Origin of the sequence: Pseudovibrio sp. Ad13, assembly GCF_001623225.1 — a bacterium.
GTDB lineage: Bacteria > Pseudomonadota > Alphaproteobacteria > Rhizobiales > Stappiaceae > Pseudovibrio.
On the sequence record NZ_LMCC01000019.1, the window covers coordinates 1 to 17,837 of the forward strand.

At 50.2% G+C, this 17,837-nt stretch carries 17 protein-coding genes; 7 read left to right on the plus strand and 10 right to left on the minus strand.

Features of this window, described 5'->3' with window-relative positions; all coding sequences use genetic code 11:
- Nucleotides 1–162 precede the first annotated feature (162 nt).
- From PsAD13_RS23440 to PsAD13_RS23450, 3 genes are all read right to left on the minus strand, one after another.
- Nucleotides 163–450 (minus strand): GIY-YIG nuclease family protein, encoded by a 288-nt coding sequence (locus PsAD13_RS23440; protein ID WP_063319634.1) that lies wholly within the window; start codon nucleotides 448–450, stop codon nucleotides 163–165.
- A gap of 272 nt (nucleotides 451–722) precedes the next feature.
- Nucleotides 723–1,289, minus strand: coding sequence for a hypothetical protein (locus tag PsAD13_RS23445; RefSeq protein WP_063291037.1), 567 nt, complete (start codon nucleotides 1,287–1,289; stop codon nucleotides 723–725).
- A complete protein-coding gene (locus PsAD13_RS23450; protein WP_063308196.1) occupies nucleotides 1,289–2,068 on the minus strand; it encodes a hypothetical protein in 780 nt (259 codons plus the stop codon). Before PsAD13_RS23450 ends, PsAD13_RS23445 begins: the two co-directional genes overlap by 1 nt.
- A 303-nt stretch (nucleotides 2,069–2,371) precedes the next feature.
- On the opposite strand from PsAD13_RS23450, the gene PsAD13_RS23455 reads away from it, so the two are divergent.
- Both PsAD13_RS23455 and PsAD13_RS23460 read left to right on the plus strand, forming a co-directional pair.
- The gene (locus PsAD13_RS23455) at nucleotides 2,372–3,370 is read left to right on the plus strand and encodes a hypothetical protein (protein WP_063301056.1); all 999 of its coding nucleotides are present in this window, start codon (nucleotides 2,372–2,374) and stop codon (nucleotides 3,368–3,370) included.
- A gap of 3 nt (nucleotides 3,371–3,373) precedes the next feature.
- On the plus strand, nucleotides 3,374–4,408 hold the full coding sequence (locus tag PsAD13_RS23460) for a peptidoglycan -binding protein (RefSeq protein ID WP_063319635.1): 1,035 nt from the start codon (nucleotides 3,374–3,376) through the stop codon (nucleotides 4,406–4,408).
- Between the two features lie 436 nt (nucleotides 4,409–4,844).
- Here the strand turns inward: PsAD13_RS23460 and PsAD13_RS23465 are convergent, their stop codons facing one another.
- Nucleotides 4,845–5,954 (minus strand): NADH:flavin oxidoreductase, encoded by a 1,110-nt coding sequence (locus PsAD13_RS23465; protein ID WP_063319636.1) that lies wholly within the window; start codon nucleotides 5,952–5,954, stop codon nucleotides 4,845–4,847.
- A 97-nt stretch (nucleotides 5,955–6,051) separates the two neighbouring features.
- Here PsAD13_RS23465 and PsAD13_RS23470 point away from each other — a divergent pair, with 97 nt between their 5' ends.
- Nucleotides 6,052–6,954, plus strand: a complete 903-nt coding sequence (locus tag PsAD13_RS23470; protein WP_063319637.1) for a LysR family transcriptional regulator — start codon at nucleotides 6,052–6,054, stop codon at nucleotides 6,952–6,954.
- A gap of 442 nt (nucleotides 6,955–7,396) precedes the next feature.
- On the opposite strand, the gene PsAD13_RS23480 is transcribed toward PsAD13_RS23470, so the two are convergent.
- From PsAD13_RS23480 to PsAD13_RS23490, 3 genes are all read right to left on the minus strand, one after another.
- Nucleotides 7,397–7,936, minus strand: coding sequence for a hypothetical protein (locus tag PsAD13_RS23480; protein ID WP_063319638.1), 540 nt, complete (start codon nucleotides 7,934–7,936; stop codon nucleotides 7,397–7,399).
- A 355-nt stretch (nucleotides 7,937–8,291) separates the two neighbouring features.
- Nucleotides 8,292–9,011, minus strand: coding sequence for a cell cycle transcriptional regulator TrcR (locus PsAD13_RS23485; RefSeq protein WP_063312833.1), 720 nt, complete (start codon nucleotides 9,009–9,011; stop codon nucleotides 8,292–8,294).
- A gap of 185 nt (nucleotides 9,012–9,196) precedes the next feature.
- A complete protein-coding gene (locus PsAD13_RS23490) occupies nucleotides 9,197–10,204 on the minus strand; it encodes an NAD(P)H-quinone oxidoreductase (RefSeq protein WP_063319639.1) in 1,008 nt (335 codons plus the stop codon).
- Between the two features lie 163 nt (nucleotides 10,205–10,367).
- On the opposite strand from PsAD13_RS23490, the gene PsAD13_RS23495 reads away from it, so the two are divergent.
- Both PsAD13_RS23495 and PsAD13_RS23500 read left to right on the plus strand, forming a co-directional pair.
- Complete coding sequence (locus PsAD13_RS23495) at nucleotides 10,368–10,562, plus strand: DUF1192 domain-containing protein (protein ID WP_063291043.1); 195 nt, start codon at nucleotides 10,368–10,370, stop codon at nucleotides 10,560–10,562.
- 443 nt (nucleotides 10,563–11,005) lie between these two features.
- Nucleotides 11,006–11,530 carry a DUF1465 family protein gene (locus tag PsAD13_RS23500; RefSeq protein WP_063319640.1) on the plus strand — a complete coding sequence of 175 codons (525 nt, stop codon included), beginning with the start codon at nucleotides 11,006–11,008 and terminating at the stop codon, nucleotides 11,528–11,530.
- A gap of 118 nt (nucleotides 11,531–11,648) precedes the next feature.
- On the opposite strand, the gene rpmE is transcribed toward PsAD13_RS23500, so the two are convergent.
- Nucleotides 11,649–11,873, minus strand: a complete 225-nt coding sequence (gene rpmE, locus PsAD13_RS23505) for a 50S ribosomal protein L31 (protein ID WP_008551475.1) — start codon at nucleotides 11,871–11,873, stop codon at nucleotides 11,649–11,651.
- A gap of 262 nt (nucleotides 11,874–12,135) precedes the next feature.
- Between rpmE and PsAD13_RS23510 the strand changes: the two genes are divergently transcribed.
- Nucleotides 12,136–13,938 (plus strand): ABC transporter transmembrane domain-containing protein, encoded by a 1,803-nt coding sequence (locus tag PsAD13_RS23510; RefSeq protein WP_208986902.1) that lies wholly within the window; start codon nucleotides 12,136–12,138, stop codon nucleotides 13,936–13,938.
- Nucleotides 13,939–14,037: 99 nt separating this feature from the next.
- Here the strand turns inward: PsAD13_RS23510 and PsAD13_RS23515 are convergent, their stop codons facing one another.
- On the minus strand, nucleotides 14,038–14,829 hold the full coding sequence (locus tag PsAD13_RS23515; RefSeq protein WP_063319641.1) for an SDR family NAD(P)-dependent oxidoreductase: 792 nt from the start codon (nucleotides 14,827–14,829) through the stop codon (nucleotides 14,038–14,040).
- Nucleotides 14,830–14,931: 102 nt separating this feature from the next.
- Complete coding sequence (locus tag PsAD13_RS23520; RefSeq protein ID WP_063319642.1) at nucleotides 14,932–16,845, minus strand: propionyl-CoA synthetase; 1,914 nt, start codon at nucleotides 16,843–16,845, stop codon at nucleotides 14,932–14,934.
- A gap of 203 nt (nucleotides 16,846–17,048) precedes the next feature.
- Between PsAD13_RS23520 and PsAD13_RS23525 the strand changes: the two genes are divergently transcribed.
- Nucleotides 17,049–17,807: a sulfite exporter TauE/SafE family protein gene (locus PsAD13_RS23525; protein ID WP_057462022.1), complete on the plus strand. Its 759-nt coding sequence runs from the start codon at nucleotides 17,049–17,051 to the stop codon at nucleotides 17,805–17,807.
- The last annotated feature ends 30 nt before the right edge of the window (nucleotides 17,808–17,837 follow it).

Below are 17,837 nucleotides of genomic sequence, written 5' to 3' on the forward strand. Positions count from 1 at the left end.
TCAGACAAACCTGAGATCTTCAACGTATGTTTCGCCGCAAACACAGTCGCAAAAATCGACTTAACATAATAACATAACCGTCACCCATGTCCCCGAACAAACGTCAACCATCTCTCCAGGACAAACACGTAGACCCGGGATCCATACCCACAAACCTGCCGTCTAATGATTGAACCGCAAGTACAAATCATCCCACTTCGGGTTCAGACCTTCAATCGCATCAATCTTCCAAACCCGGCGCCACCGCTTCACTTGCTTCTCCCGGCGGATCGCGTCACTCACATCCCTGAACTGCTCAGAATAAACCAGCTTCAAAACATCAAATTTCGCGGTAAAGCGACACCTAACCTTGCTCTTATGCTCATAAACCCGACGCGCAAGGTCATTCGTCACACCAGTATAAAGCACTCCACGCGGCTTACTCGCCAATATGTACATGAAGTAAGACATGGAAGCAGTTTGACCATCACAACACGCCCCCACAATCACCCAAACACACCATCATCATTTGAGGGACCACCCCATAGATCCCGGCTCAATGGCAGGGAAGATAACGGTGTTGCGGCGGCGGCCAGTGACCAACCAACCGAGACACTTTTACGTGGTGTCCATCAACAGTCCCATTCAATTGCTGCCACCTCGGCGAAGCAAAACTCCGGAATCCCATGTAACATAGGTAATAACCTAAAGATTGCAGGGAGTAAGTCTCATATCCGTCTCACTCATTTCGCAATATCAACTATGTCAGCTTCAATAATGGCAAAAGCTATATTCTTTGCTATGGGTTGCCATTTTACCTGATACTCGCCTTCAATGTTTAACAAGACATCTTTGCTGCCAGTTGGTTTGCAAACTGTTCCAGTCAAACATCGGTCAGACCGAAAAAAGCTATAGATACCATTGCTCAAACCGCTGTAGAACAACGGATCATCAACAACAATGACTAAATATGCACTCTGAACCCCAGCTTTCTTAAGCTGTTCAAGGAAAACTAAGTCCTTGCAAAAACTAAACATCTGTTCAGGGTACTGACCATTACGTGGAAACTTGAGCTCAATTGCAACCAGCAACTCACGCGTTTCACTTAGTACGCAGATATCTAGCTCTTTTTTAAAGAAGGCACTTTTATCAAAACCAAAATAACTAATATTTCGCTCAAACTGTACCACACTGTCGGGAAGTTGTTGCCTTAAGAAGATGCCCAACTCATGCTGAAGGCTAAACTCATTGTAGATTTCAACTTCAGCATTTTTTACAAGATTAAAAAATTCCGAGACATAAGTTTTCATCACCCTCCAATACTCTCACTACCGGATACTATCGAGCTATTGCTAGGATTAAGACCTGCCTTAACTTCCCGAATATCATTGAGTATCCTCAAGCCAATCTGTAGAGCTTCTTCTGCATATCCCTCTGGCACCTGCTGTGCATGAATTGCTGAGTTAGCAACATCATTTGCAAAACGAAATCCATCAGAAAGGTATTCCTTTTCAGGGTACCTCTTTAGGTACTCTGCCCATAGGTTGCGCAGTGATCTGAATTTAATGCTAGTCTTACGATTGATCGACGTGCGAGCTCCTAAGAGTTCACGCAACTCACTTTCCAAATTCATCCTGAGTTTAGCCAGAGCAAGGTGGCGATCATTTTCGCTCTCAGATAGAAATTCTCCGAACAAACTATCTGCATTTTTGTCCATTTCCGCAGAGTGTTCAGATATTTTCTCATAAGCTTGCTGTCCAACAGACAACGGCGGTAAATTGATTGTTGTATGTTGTGATATTTGGCTTGTTAAGGCCAGCAAATTAGAAGATTGAAGACTAAAATTACTTCTAGTCTCTTCTTTAAAAGTATCGATCTCTTTCTTCACTTCCGCTAGATTAGTCTCAAACTTAAAGAGTCCACCTAACGATAATGACTTAGAAAAAGGTAGCAAGAAGAGGAAAATAGAAAGCAAGGCTTGGAAAAATACGTGAGTATCAGAGCTTAAAGGGAAGCCGCCAGCTAAAAAAACAGACGCCCCCAAGATTGCAGCTAAGCTCCAGCAAATTACAAAAAAAAGAAATATCATACGCCGCCCCAATTTCCAAAAAAAAGCAATATACAGAACATCCCTACAGCAACTTATGGGAGAGTGCACGACCAATACGACTCCCCCACCATGACCACATCCCGCCCAAAACACGGCAGCACGCGCGCAAAAATGCGACTTATTTAAAAACTTACGCTTTTCTTGCCCAATCGCAGCGATTTGCGGTTTCCTATTAACCGGAAATCGCGTTATCTAAAGACATCATTAACTTTAAAGCGGGTTCTGCTTGATTGGTCTGACCAGACAAAGAGAAGCCGCTTTGCTTTAGATGTACGCAGGATAATGGCACGCGACTACGATCCCTACAGTCTGTCGAGCCCACAGGTTTACCTGTGGCGCATGATTATTTTTCTGGTTCTGGCAGGCTTCATCGCCTTTGTCCTGATCGGGCAAATCACCGCAGCCTTCATGGCAAACCCCGCATTGAACGGCCTGATCGTAGGCGTCGCAGCACTGGGTATACTTCTGTCGTTCAGGCAGGTCCTGCGAATTTTCCCGGAAGTATCATGGGTTAACGGCTTCCGCCTCGGCGATCCCCGCCTTGAGGTGCGCCGCCCGCCTATCCTTCTGGCGCCAATGGCAACCCTGCTTGGCAACAAAGCAGGCGACATGACCATCTCGCCAACCACCATGCGCTCTATGCTCGATTCCATAGGCATGCGCCTGGATGAATCCCGCGAGATCTCACGCTACCTCACCCGCTTGCTCATTTTCCTCGGTCTGGTCGGTACCTTCTGGGGGCTGATGCAAACCGTGAGCGCCGTGGCAACCACCGTCAGCACGCTGAATGCAGCAGGCGGCGATGCCAACGTGCTGTTTGAAGATCTGGTCTCCGGCATCACCGCACAGATGACCGGCCTCGGCATCGCGTTCTCCTCCTCCTTGCTTGGTCTGACCGGTTCCCTCGTTCTGGGCTTCCTCGACTTGCAGGCAGGACAGGCCCAAAACCGCTTCTATCAGGAGCTGGAAGACTGGCTCTCCACCTTGACGGATATCGATCCGGACGAACTGGGCAACGGCACATCTGCCGATATGGCTGCAGATCTGCGCATCACGCTCGACAAGCTGCGCAAATCCATGGAAACAAAAGGCGCTGAGCCGGATGACAATTCCAACGCCGCCATGAGCAAACTGGCAGAAGGCATTCAGGGCCTTGTCCAGCACGTGCGCTCCGAGCAGAAGATGATGCGCGAATGGGCCGAGGCCCAGTCCATGCAACAGCGCCGGATTGAACGCTTCCTGAAAACGCTCACCGCAGAGGTAGAGCGGGAGAAGGAATAAAGCATGGCTGGTGTACGCACACGCAGGTCTCAAAACAGCTCAGAGGATTACTGGCCGGGTTTCGTGGACGCCATGTCCGCGCTCCTGCTGGTGTTCATCTTCCTGCTCTCCATCTTCATGATCGCGCAGTTTTTCCTCAGCCAACAGCTGTCTGGCCGGGATAAGGTGCTCAACCGCCTCAACCACCAAATCGCAGAGCTCACAGAGTTGCTGGCGCTGGAAAAGGCGAGTGTTGGAGATCTGGAGTCCACCATCTCCTCCCTGCAATTGGGGTTGGATCAGACAGCAAATGAACGGGATCGTCTTCAGGGCCTGCTCAACGAACGCTCCGGCCAGATTGACGAGGCAGGTGGCGCACTGGCATCCCTGCGTGCAAAGTTGGAAGGCGAACAGCAGATCAGCGATAAGGCTCTGGCACAGGTAGAACTGCTCAACCAGCAGATCAGCGCCCTGCGCCGCCAGATCGCCGTGCTGGAAGACGCACTGGACGCCTCTGAAACACGCGACAGAGAAAGCCAGACCCGCATTGCGGACCTTGGCAAACGGCTCAACGTCGCCCTCGCCCAGCGGGTGCAGGAACTCTCACGTTACCGCTCAGACTTCTTTGGCCGCCTGCGCGAAATCCTCGCCCAGCGTTCTGATATTGAAGTTGTTGGCGACCGCTTTGTGTTCCAGTCCGAGGTGCTGTTCTCCTCCGGTGATGATGAGGTCAACCCGCAGGGCAAAAACCAGCTAGATATCCTCGCAAGCGCCATTTTGGAACTTGAGGGACAAATCCCATCAGAGATCAACTGGGTCCTGCGCGTGGATGGCCACACAGATGCCCGCCCCCTCTCCGGCACCGGCCGCCTGCGCGACAACTGGGAACTCTCAGCCGCCCGTGCAATCTCGGTGGTCAAATACCTCATTGCCAGAGGCGTAGAACCAGACCGCCTGGTCGCCGCCGGCTTCGGCGAGTTCCAACCCCTCAAAGAAGGCACCACCAATGAGGCCAACGCCAAAAACCGCCGCATCGAGCTAAAGCTGACACAGCGGTAAAGGGCGATACAGATAGATCAAAAACAGGCGTTTGAGCATCCCTCAAGCGCCTGTTTTTTTGTGCACGTGGAAATAGGTTTTATTGATGCAAAACTGCCGCCCCTCAGGGCCACTGAACAACCGATGTGCGAATAACGCCGACATTCGCTGCATCCTAATAGTTCTGCTACGCAAGTTGAAACTGTAACGTGAGGGCCTAAGCGGCCATCCAAGTACTTCTCACTGAGGTTGAAACAGGCACACCCAAAGGCTTTTACAGTCACCCTTATGAGAGATCTGGAATTACCTAGCTGACCAAAAACGACTTGTTACACCCGCTAAGACCGGTGGTATTGCGTATGGCCACTAAGCCATTTTGGTTGGAATTACCCAACTGACCAGAAGGAACTGACGGCACCCCTCTTGTGGAGAGATGCCGTAAAGAGAATGTTCTAAACTAGATTTCGGCACAGGCAGAAAAGTGAGCATTCGCTGTCTCTAGATCAGCCAGAGGCGTGAACATTTCAAAATCAAACGGACGCCGTGCTTCGTTCTTTTGCACTTTCACAGGCCAATTCTGCGTAACAAGCGCGTCTTTACCAATCGCCACAAAATCACACTCATCTTGTATGATCATTTTTTGTGCGATTGCAGGATCACCCAGGCCGCCATTCGCTATGACAGGTAAACCGGTAAGATTTTTTGCATGTGCAGCTAAAGACGCTCCATGTTGAAATGCCGAGGCCTGAGCAGCAAATTCTGTAGTGTGCACGTAATCAGCACCACTCGCTTCAACCGCCTCGAAGATAACCTTTGCGTCGTCTTCTTGTCCTGCCCATTTGTGCTCGAAGTCGTTGACCTTGCTCTGTGATAGACGTACGCCAACCGTAAAGTCGCCCCCGACAGCATCACGAACAGCTTCTAGAACCTCGCATGTCAGTCGGGCGCGTTCAAACATGCCTTGGCCGTATTGGTCACCACGCTGGTTTGCGTAATCGGTTAGGAACTGATCCAAAAGATAGCCGTTGGCACTGTGAATCTCGACCCCATCTGCACCAGCTTCCTGAGCACGTTTAGCCGAGTCTGCAAAACCGCAAATTGCAGTCTTAATCTCAGAAACCGTCATTTCGGAAGGGGTAGGATACATACCAGAACCCCGATAAAACTCCATTTGATGACCTTTAGGCTGTACGGGGGAAGGGCCACGTGTCTCATTAGAGAAGCGATTAAATTGTGACAGGGCACCAGCATGCATTAATTGCATAATTATTTTTGCGCCTGTTGCCTTCACGCCTTTGATTAACTCAGCCCAACTTGCAGCTTGCGTTTTATCAGTGATCCCCGGCTGGAACTCGTATCCCTGACTAAAGTGTTGGTCAGTGTAGACACCCTCGGTAATGATTGCTCCAAAGCCACCCTTGCCAAATCTCTCATAATACGGCTGCATAAGAGGGCCAACGCAGCCTGAAGCACTTGCACTGACGCGCGTCATTGGAGCGACAAGAGTTCGGTTGCGTAGCTCTAGCTTCCCAAGTTTTGCGCTTTCGAATAACTGAGAGTAGGTCATGGTATCTCCGTTTGCTGGTAGTCAATCGGGTATACCTCTTCCTGCTAGTATGTTAATTGGATGCAATGACTAATCACCTTTTCCAATTCGTTATATAATGACAAGCGAGAACCTATCAGATCTACTCGGTATTTTTCGGGTTGTTGTTGACTCTGGAAGCTTTTCAGCTGCCGGACGCATTCTCAATATCTCACCTGCCTGGGTTGCCAAGCAGGTTACCCGGTTAGAGGCTGTTTTAGGCGCTAGCTTATTGATCCGATCAACCCGTGCTTTGCGTCTTACAGACGCCGGGCAGGAATGCTACCGAACCGCAAGTATTGTTGCTGATGAGCTGACATGGTTGAAGGACAAGCTTTGTGCAGACTCGAAGGCCATCACGGGCGTTGTACGGCTCAATGTGCCCTCAATAATTGCTCAAAATGTTATAGCTGAGCACATTTCTGAGTTTCAGATGAAATATCCGAGCATAAAACTGGACATAGTTGTATCTGATAGCTTTTCTGATGTCTTGAATGAGGATGTAGATATCATTTTTAGGGTCTCCAGAGCCCTTGAAGACAGTACAGCTGTTACACAGCAAGTTGCGTTTGTGCCACGAGTACTTTGCGCCTCAAAAGACTACCTTTCCCGTACTCCAAAAATTGAATCAAGCCATGACGTGAAAGGCCATAAAGCTCTTGTGTTCGATAGCCCGCAGAGTTCTTCTGAGTGGTTTTTGCGCTGTCGCGAGGGGCAGGAGTGGATTGCGCCAAACGTCGTGCTGCGTGCCAATAATAGTTTTGTTTTAAAACGAGCAGCGATCAGCGGCGCGGGTATCGCTTTTCTGCCTAAAGTGATTGTAGAAAGTGAACTAAGAACTGGTCAGCTGATCCATTTAGACCAAATAGAAGATGCTGACCCCTTTAAATTGTTCTTACTGCGCGCGCCCAGAAAACATCTTCCCAAGCGTGTTCAAATTGCATGGCGCTTTTTTGCCCAAGCTTGCAAAGACAAAACATAATGGGTGTAGCGCAGCAGTTGTGATGGAATGGCTGCCTCACCTACAACACTCTCAGGTCAAATTGACTTATTTATCCCTTAAGTACTGACGTCACACACTCATTGATCGTTTTTGTACTAGCACCATAAGCACGACAATGCTTTATGTTAGCTTCAACACAATGATAAGGTAGACCAAATCAATGGCAGATCGTTTTGAACGCCACCGCCAAGCGTGGACCCCTGAGGAAATTCGGAAGCTGCATTTGCTGGCGACAAAGGGGATGAGTTTAAAGGCCATAGCCAAAGCTCTCACGCGTTCTGAAGAATCCACCAAGAATAGAGCGAAGCAAGAAAAACTGAAGATCTCAAAAGCCCGCTGACTTCTTACGCTCAGGCTTTCACAAAAGATACTTTCTTGCCAGCCTCCGCTTAATTGATACTCAAAGCCCACCTCACCACACTCACGGACACTTTCTTCCCTCAATCCGGCTATCACACACCTTCACACCGGACAGATAACGCGACCACTTCACAATCTCCGCCTTACCCACCTTTGAGCGCCAGGACTTGATGACAAAGTAGGTACTGTCGTTACCCAGCAAAGCTTTGGTCAGCACTGTCTCACTTTTGGAAGCTGGCGTGGTGGTGCAGCTGGTAAGGAAGAGGCCAAACTCGTAGCCATTCTCACGCCCCTTTCTCACGAGACGCCCATCTTGCTGCTTGCAGATAGGACTCTTCACCTGCGTATATTGCTTCTCCAGTACCTTCATTGGTACTCGCCGGGAAAAATGAATCTGAACGGTCACCATGTCCTTCCAGCTCTTCAGAGATTGTCCGCGAGGGATCATCTCAGAAACCAGCAGACCATTCTTGTTTTGTGAAAAGGCGACCTTGTAGCCCTCAGGCATCCCCACCAGAAGGTTTTCGTTCTTCAGGTCAGAGGCAAACGACAAACCGCTCGCAATAAGCAATGAAAATACAGCACCAAGCAATCTACGCATAAGAGCAGTTATCCAATCAATCAGGAAATGAAGTGATGCTACATCATAGCCTCAAACCTCAACAAGGGGAGTAACTTCCCTGATGGAGGAGGCCAGCGTTCAGCCAACGAATGTACGCCATCCCGACCTGTATAGCGCAATCAACACAGCAACGCGGCCAGAACGTAAAAAACGCAGAATAACGCAAAGTTTCACATAGCAGCGCAAACACGAAAAAAGCCGCTCCCCAGCAGGCAGCGGCTTTTCATGTTATCCAACAAAGGCAGGGCAAGCTCTTTTAGAGTTATGCCCCTTCCAAGCGCGTTCCGTTTGATTGAGTTCAATCAAATGATAAGAATTCGCTCTAAAGGCGCTCTTAGCGCTCGTCTTCGTCCTCATCGCTGTCACCAGTGGATTTGAAGTTCGCGAACACAGCATCTGCATCCACAGCTTCTTCAACTTCACGGGTCTTCGGCGCAGGTGTCGCAAACGCAGCAGCCATCGCTTCTTCGCTTGTTGTTTCATCAACAGGCAGAAGGGATTGCGGCTCTTCACCTTCAACCGGTTTCGGAGCGTTCTTCGCAGCTTTCTCAACTTCGATGTCCAGCTCAATCTGAGAACTCAAACCCAGAGTGACCGGATCCATCGGATCAAGATGCGCAGAGTTCCAATGCGTTCTCGTACGAATTGCTTCAATCGTTGGCTTGGTTGTGCCAACAAGACGCATGATCTGAGCATCAAGCAGCTCAGGATGGTAACGTACAAGCCACAAAATTGCGTTCGGACGATCCTGACGACGCGAAACAGGGGTGTAACGAGGACCTTTGCGCTTGTTCTCTGGAACACGCACTTTGGACTCGAAAATCTGCATACGGTAGCGCGGATCGTTTGACGCTTTTTCAATTTCGTCACGGGTCAGCTGACCTGCCAGAACAGGGTCCATACCCTTGATGCCCTGAGCAGCTTCACCATCAGCGATCGCCTTCACTTCAAGCGGATGCAGCTTACAAAACGCAGCAATCTGATCAAAGCCAAGAGCGGTGTTATCTACCAACCATACGGCTGTTGCCTTTGGCATAAGCGGCGCGTTGGACATTGTATAAATCCCTCCTGAGTGCTCCACAGCCTAATCAAAGGTGGCGAAGCCGAATTCCATAAGAGTTTTTGGGAAACTTGAGCGCACTATACGCTCACATTTTCCCAAAAGCAAACCAGATCAACACGGGCCTCCACCATCTTTAGGAAACCTGTGAGAATTCAAAACCGGCCTATGCACTTTCCCTAGCCAACCTTGAGGATGATCTTTCCGATATGGCCGGAACCTTCCATCCTGTCATGCGCGGCCTTTACATCGCTGATATCAAAGACCTTATCCAAAACCACTTTGACGCGGCTGGTTTCCAGCAATGGCCAGACCTTCTCACGAAGAGCCTCAGCGATCTGACCTTTATACGCGTTGGTCCGTGGCCGCAGTGTTGAACCGGTGTGCGTCAGCCGCTTCATCATTAATCGGCTAAAGTTGACATTTTCCGAAGGCCCATGAAGCGTCGCAATCTGGCAGATACGCCCGTCAACTGCTGCAACAATCCAGTTCTTCTCAACGTAATCACCGCCAACCATATCAAGGATCACTTCAACCCCCTGCTTAGATGTGATGTTACCAATCTCTTTCACAAAATCGGTCGTCCGGTAGTTGATCACATAGTCCGCCCCAAGCTCGCGAACCGCCTGTGCCTTCTCATCAGACCCAACCGTCGTAAACACCTCAGCGCCGAAGGCCTTTGCCAATTGAATGGCTGTTGTCCCGATCCCGGAAGACCCGCCATGAACAAGGAACTTCTCACCAGACTGAAGCCCCAAACGGTCAAACACATTGGACCACACCGTAAAGAAAGTCTCCGGAATGCCGGCAGCTTCCTCCATAGATATCCCCGCAGGCACATGCAGAACATGCGCAGCAGGCGCAACACAATACTGCGCATACCCACCACCCGGCGTCAGCGCACAAACCCGCTCCCCTAAGCTGTGAGAAGCAACCCCTTCTCCCAACTCCACAATTTCACCGGAAACTTCCAATCCCAGCAAAGGAGAAGCCCCGGGAGGAGGCGGATATGCTCCCGTCCGCTGAATGACATCCGGACGATTTACCCCCGCCGCATGAACCTTGATCAGCACCTCGCCGACACCAGGCCTGGGCACATCTACCTCTGCAATTTCAAGGACTTCCGAACCCCCGACACCGTTCATTACAACGGCTTTCATTTGTGCTGAACGATCATCTATTGTCATAAGTTGCCTCGATTTTTGCAAATAGCGAAACTGCTGCTTGCTCACCTTCTCAATTAGGTAAAGAATAGTAGCCAACAAGTGCCCGTCTACCCCACCAAAGGTGAATTCTCGCTTTTTTGATATCGAGAATTCCCCAAGGCAAACACAAGGAGTACATAACGCTATGGGTTTATTCGATGATGATGACACACCTCACCCAGCAACCTCCGGGGTAATGGTGGGAGAGCCCCTCACGAACCTTTCAATCCACGAATTAAATGAGCGTCTTGAGCAGCTTAAGGCAGAGATCGTGCGCGTTGAGAATGAGATCGAAACAAAATCAAGCGCAAACTCATCAGCCGAAAGCTTCTTTAAGTAATCAAACAAAGTTTAAAACAAAAACTTACTCAAATTCATATAAATGCAAGCTACAAATTGCAAATAAATGAATTGGATACTTATAGTTTACCTATCATTAACCATTTTAAATTAGAACTTAGTTATTCCAGTTGATCTGGAGCCAGAGTGAACATTCACTCTGCTTGACGCCTCCCTGTTAAAACACCTCAGAGCCGCACCGATGCGGCTCTTTTTTTCTGCTCAGGCAACACCCAGTCCCGGTTTAATCACTCTATTCACAACCATGAGTTGGCACGGGCTTTGCTCCGCTCAGATTGAAGTAAGATCTCTTGCTCCATTTCGAGACAGTTTTATTCTTTCTAAAAGGCTCACTTCAATTTTCGAGCCGTAATTGTTTCAGACTGGGATTTTAAAGGACGCGAGTGAGAGAAACCTAACGCAGTTATTGAAGGGATTTTTAAGATGGGTGAATTCAAAACTGAAACAGGGCCAGAGAACACCTTCAACTTCGCTCAACGGCTCATGTCCTCCCATCCCTTCACGGAGCTTTTCCGCGAAGGGATGGGCCTTATTGAAGACACTGCATCCTATCTTGATGGTCCGGGCAGGAAACAGAGCAAAGCTCTTGGCTCCGCCGCGTCTCTCGCTTACGCAACCGAGTCCATGCGCCTCACCACACGCCTCATGCAGATGGCCTCCTGGCTTCTGCTGCAACGGGCAGTCAATGACGGTGAGATTGTACAAGCAGAAGCTCAGAATGAGAAAAACAAGATCCGCGTCGATAATGCGACCAAGGAAATGCAGAACCCGGCCTGGCCAGACCTGCCTGAAACACTTCGCACCCTGATCGAAACCTCATTCCACCTGCAAAGACGCATCAAGCACGTCGATAGCATGCTCAAGGAGGAGCTCCTGCGCGAGCAAGCGGCAAACACCTCCAATCCAGTAGGTGATCAGCTCTCTCAAATCACAGCAGCTTTTAAATAGCCTGAGAAGTTTCGCTAGCGTCAAACTCCGCTAGCAACCCTGCGCACTCCTCAAACGCGCACAAAAAAAACCCGAAGCAAACGCTTCGGGTTTTTTAATTTCGCAAACTTCAGAGCAATTATTTGCCCAGGAAGCCACCAAACTTGTTGGTGAAGCGGGACACGCGACCGCCACGGTCCATGAGCTGACGGTCACCACCAGTCCATGCTGGGTGGGAGCTCGGATCGATGTCGAGCTGCAGGGTGTCACCTTCTTTACCGTAAGTAGAACGGGTGGTGAATTCGGAACCATCAACGAGCTTTACAGTGATGGTGTGGTAATCTGGATGAATGTCCTGTTTCATGACTAAACTGTCCTGTCAGCAACGGCTGAGCCGCCTCAATCAAAAGATGGGCTTAGGGCTGGCCTGAAGCATCGGTAGAAAGAAGCCGCACTTTTCCAAGAACGGCACAATTGTGAAGGGGTCTATACCCCATCCAAACCGAGGAAACAAGAGGGTACAGCCCGCAGAAAACCAGAGAAAGCGCTTGCAATTAAAACTATCGGGACACATCTACTGCATCATACGATAAACTTAAATGATTTCGCAGATATCCGGGGGTGGCATGAGCCAGCGGGACTCAAACAATCGGGAAAAGACCTTGCGTCCACTCGCAACACTTTTCCCTTATCTTTTAAGGCACAAAGCCCGTCTGGTTCTGGCAACCTTTGCTCTGCTGGCGGCAGCTGGCCTTACTTTGGTACTGCCAATTGCCGTCCGCTACATGGTTGACTACGGTTTTACCGGCGACAACCCCAACTTGATTGATGATTATTTCATTGTCATTATTTTTGTAATCGCGCTACTCGCCCTCACCAGCTCTCTTCGTTACTACATGGTCATGATGATTGGTGAGCGAGTCGTAGCGGACTTACGCTCTGACGTGTTCCGTCACCTCACTTATTTATCCCCCTCATTCTACGACAAAACAAAGTCCGGTGAGATCATTTCGCGCCTGACAGCCGATACAACCCTCATTCAGTCAGCATTCGGAGCCAGCGCATCTATTGCTCTTCGACACCTGCTGATGTTCGCTGGTTCGACAACCCTGATGGTCATCACCAGCCCGCGCCTCTCATTATTTGTGCTGCTTGCGATCCCACTCATTGTCTTGCCTCTGCTTGGCTTTGGCCGTGCGGTTCGCAACAGAACCAGCCATGCACAATCCACTCTGGCAAACGCAATTGCTTACGCAACAGAAGCACTTGGTTCCATTCGCACGCTGCAGGCTTTCACCAATGAAAAGAGCGTTTCAGATCGCTTTGCAGGAGATATCGAGACAACCTATGAAGTTGCTCTCATTGCCACCCGCGCCCGCGCATTCCTGATCGCTACAATCATCCTGATCATCGCCTCAAGCATTGTGGCAGTACTCTGGGTTGGCGCACTGGACGTGATTGATGGCCGTATGAGTGGCGGTCAGCTCACACAGTTCCTCATCTATTCCATCATTGCTGCCGGGGCTATGAGCGAACTCTCTCAGGTATGGGGCGAACTGGCAAAAGCCGCTGGCGCAGCAGACCGCATTACAGGACTGTTGCATGTCCCATCCGAAATCAATGCACCAGCCAATCCAGTCACTCTCCCCTCTCCTGCCATTGGCGAGCTTGAGTTTGATGATGTCGACTTCCATTACCCAACAGCAAAAGAAGCTGGCGTTCTGGAAGGTTTGAACCTCTCCGTCAAAAAGGGCGAAACAGTTGCGATTGTCGGCCCAAGTGGCGCAGGCAAGTCCACTCTGTTCCAGCTCTTGATGCGATATTACGATCCGGTTGCAGGTAAGGTCACACTCGACGGCATCGAACTGAACTCTGCTGATCCACGAGACTTACGCGAGCACATCGCTCTGGTCCCTCAGGACACCGCTATTTTCGGCAGCTCAATTGCAGAAAACATCGCATTTGGCAAAGAGGTCGCGTCCAGAGAGCAAATTGTTGAAGCTGCAAAGTTCGCGTTGGCTGATGACTTCATCAACAACATGAAAAACGGCTATGACACACTCATTGGCGAGCGTGGGGTAACTCTCTCAGGAGGCCAACGACAGCGCATCGCGATCGCTCGTGCCATTCTGAAAGACGCCCCTGTTTTGCTGCTGGACGAAGCCACCAGCGCACTGGATGCCGAAAGCGAGACCATTGTCCAAAAAGCCCTCGATAAGCTTATGGAAGGCCGGACCACACTGATTATCGCACACCGTCTGGCAACGGTCCTCAAAGCAGATCGTATCGTTGTGATGGACGGTGGGAAGATCGTGGAAGAAGGCACCCACGACACACTGGTCGCTCAAAACGGCCTTTATGCAAAACTCGCCAGAATGCAGTTTGAGATTGGAGCAGAAGCGCTCAACTCTCAGGAAAAAGCAAGCTAGAGCGCACTCCAGAAAAGCGTATCTGGCTTTCAGACAAAACACTCATAAAAAAAGCCGCGCTTGCATCAAGCGCGGCTTTTTCAATTCTATTTGCGAAGCTTACTCAGGCTCACTCACATCCACTGTATAGTTCAGCGGCATGCGCGCACCATCAGCAAAAATGGTCTGCCCGGAAACATAACTTGCATCTTCTGAAGCGAGGAACGCAGCAATGCTGGCCACTTCAGCAGGTTGTCCCAAACGACCAAGCGGCGTCCGGGAAAGAACCGTTTCCATCTTGCTCGCATCCTGCACAACGCTCTTGAGCATCTGTGTCTCAATGGAACCAGGCCCAATACCGTTTACACGAATGCCGTGCTTTGCCAACGCCACAGCCGAAACATGCGTCAGCTGGTTCAAGCCACCCTTGGAGATCGTATAAGGAACCTGATCAGGGATCGCCAAAACACTGTTTACGGAGCTGATATTGATGATTGAGCCAGCAGAACCGCCCTCTTCAACTTTCTCGACCATATGCCGTGCAACAGCTTGAGAGCACAGGAATGCCCCCTTCAAGTTGACACGTAAAACCCGGTCAAAATCATCTTCAGAAAGCTGAAGAAAATCACCAGCTGCTGTAATGCCAGCGTTATTAACCAGCACATCAATGTCGCCAAACTCATCCAGAGTGTTTGCAACCATATTGCGCACATCAAGGCGAACGCTGACGTCGCAATGGCAGAACGCCACATGCCCAAACTCGGAAAGAGCTTCCTGAGCCGCTTCACCGGCCCGCTCATCGGAGTCGGAGATCATGACTTTGGCGCCATCTTCCAAAAAACGCTGCGCAATAGCGTAACCGATGCCTTGAGCGCCACCGGTTACAATCGCAACTTTCTTCTCTAGTTTCACTTTGAAGATACCTCTGGCAATGCCGAAATTTCGCCGACCATAATCTCAAAGCCTAAACATGTCGATGCACTTCTCCAGTAAAACTGCTTAGTTCCTCTGAATTTAGCTAACAGATGCCACCCCACGAACAGAGATCGCTTCAGCAATTTCCTCGAGAATAGCAGGGTCATCAATTGTTGCTGGCATCTTGAACTCTTCACCATCTGCAATCTTCCGCATAGTCGCTCGAAGGATCTTGCCAGACCGTGTTTTTGGAAGGCGCTCAACGGTGATCGCCAGCTTAAAGGCAGCAACAGGACCAACCTTTTCACGCACCAGAGCAACCAGCTCTTTCTCAATCACAGCAGTCTGTTTTTCAACGCCACTCTTCAAAACGACAAAACCACATGGCAACTGGCCCTTGAGATTGTCGGCAATCCCAATCACGGCACACTCAGCCACATCCGGGTGCTCAGAAAGAACTTCCTCCATGCCACCCGTAGACAAGCGGTGCCCAGCCACGTTGATGATGTCATCGGTACGAGCCATGATGAAGAGATAGCCGTCATCATCCATAAGACCAGCATCTGCCGTCTTGTAATAGCCGGGGAACTCTGTGAGATACGCTTCCTTGAACCGGTCATCAGCATTCCAAAGCGTTGGCAGCGATCCCGGCGGCATCGGTAGCTTCACAACAATGTTGCCCAGCTCACCCGCTCCAAGCTCATTCCCTTCATCATCAAGCACGCGCATATCATATCCCGGCATCGGGACAGTGGAACTACCCAGCTTGATAGGCAGCTTACCAAGGCCAAGAGGATTACCAGCAATGCACCAGCCAGTCTCTGTCTGCCACCAATGATCGATGACAGGTACACCGAGCAGGTTTTCTGCCCATAAAATTGTATCCGGATCAGCTCGCTCTCCTGCAAGGAACAGCGAACGCAGCCCAGCAATGCTGTACTTCGCCAGCTCCTTACCTTCCGGATCTTCTTTCTTGATCGCCCGGAAAGCGGTCGGTGCGGTAAACAGTGAAACCACGGAATGCTCTGAGATCACCCGCCAGAACGCGCCAGCATCCGGCGTTCCAACCGGCTTACCTTCATAAAGAATAGTCGCGGCCCCATGAAGCAGCGGCGCATAAACGATGTAAGAGTGACCAACCACCCAGCCCACATCAGAAGCAGCCCAGAACACTTCACCCGGATCAATACCGTAAAGGTTTTCCATGGACCACTTGAGCGCAACCATATGCCCGCCATTGTCACGCACCACGCCTTTCGGCTGTCCGGTCGTACCAGAAGTGTAGAGCACGTAAAGTGGATCAGTCGCAGCAACAGGAACACATTCAGTGGTCATCTTCTCGGCCACCGCAGTTTCCATCAGCGCGCCCAAATCAAAGTCACGGCCTTCAATGAGGCCAGCAACCTTTTGCTCGCGTTGCTGAATAAAACAGAAATCAGGTTTATGGGAGGACAGTTCAATGGCGCGGTCCAGCAGCGGCTTATACTCAACCACACGCCCCGGCTCGATGCCACAGGACGCGCTGATGATAGCCTGAGGTTTGCAATCTTCAATACGAACAGCAAGCTCTTGAGCCGCAAAACCGCCAAATACAACAGAGTGGATCGCACCAAGCCGCGCGCAGGCGAGCATCGCAAACGTCGCTTCAGGGATCATCGGCATATAGATCAGCACCATGGTGCCTTTTTCAACGCCCTTCTCACGCAGCAGCGCTGCCATAGCTCCCACTTGCTCTTGCACATCAAGATACGTGTAGGTGCGCTTCTCACCAGTAACAGCACTGTCGTAAATGATCGCTGGCTGTCCCGGACGGCCATGCTCTACGTGGCGATCAACACAGTTGTAGCAGGTGTTGCACTCACCGCCGACAAACCATCGTCCATATGCGCCTTGCGAAGCATCGAATGTCTTGGTGTAGGGCGAGAACCAGTCAATGCCCTTAGCAGCTTCATCCCAGAAGGCTTCTTTGTTTTCTTTCCATCCATTGTAGATGTCGTGGTATCGGCTTGTCATAGCTGCTCTCCTCCCATGCACCCCTGCATAGTACCTGTCCACAGGTTCGGCTAAGACTGGGCCCTGAATGCCCTAAAGGCAAGTTTTGCTATATTAGAAAATCGGCTTATAACTAAAGATGACCATATAGTTTTCAACCCGCCTATTTCTTAGTTTCCTCTTAAATAAAAAGGACTTGCCTGCACTCCTGCGGGAAACAAATCATGCTGCCAATTACTGATCCCTTCTTCTACCTCTGTGCAATACCTGCTGTTTTCATTGTTGGCATGGCCAAAGGAGGATTCGGAGGCGGCCTCGCCCTTGTCGGTGTGCCGCTTATGTCATTGGCAATTCCACCTGTGCAGGCAGCAGGAATACTCCTCCCAATCCTGCTGGTCATGGACGCAGTCGGACTTTTCTCATACAGGGCAATCTTTTGCAGGAAAACACTGGCCATTCTTATACCAGCTGGCCTGACAGGAACTCTGATCGGCTATTTTGCGGCAGCCTACATCTCTGAAACCCACATCAGACTGGTCACTGGCGCAATCGCTTTGGTCTTTGTGCTCGATTATTGGTTCAACAATAAAGCCAACAAACCGCCAAAGCCGCAGAATGTTCTTTTAGGAGGGTTCTGGGGCACAGTTTCTGGCGTCACCAGTTTCATCGCACATGCAGGCGGAGCCCCATTTCAAATGTATGTCTTGCCGCTCAGACTGGCACCACCAGTCATGGCAGGTACCGCAGTCATCTTCTTTTCGGTCGTAAATTTCTCAAAAGTGCTGCCTTACTTCGCCCTTGGACAGTTTGACGCCAAAAACATCGCGACATCTCTTGTATTGCTACCGCTCGCCCCTCTGGCGACACTGGCAGGAATCAAGATCGTAAAACACATCAACAAAGAGCTGTTCTACAAGATCACGTATGCAGCCCTGTTTGTTATCGCACTCAAACTGATTTGGGATGGCGCATCAGGCTTTTAAGACATGTTATACTATGCAGAGATAGGGCGT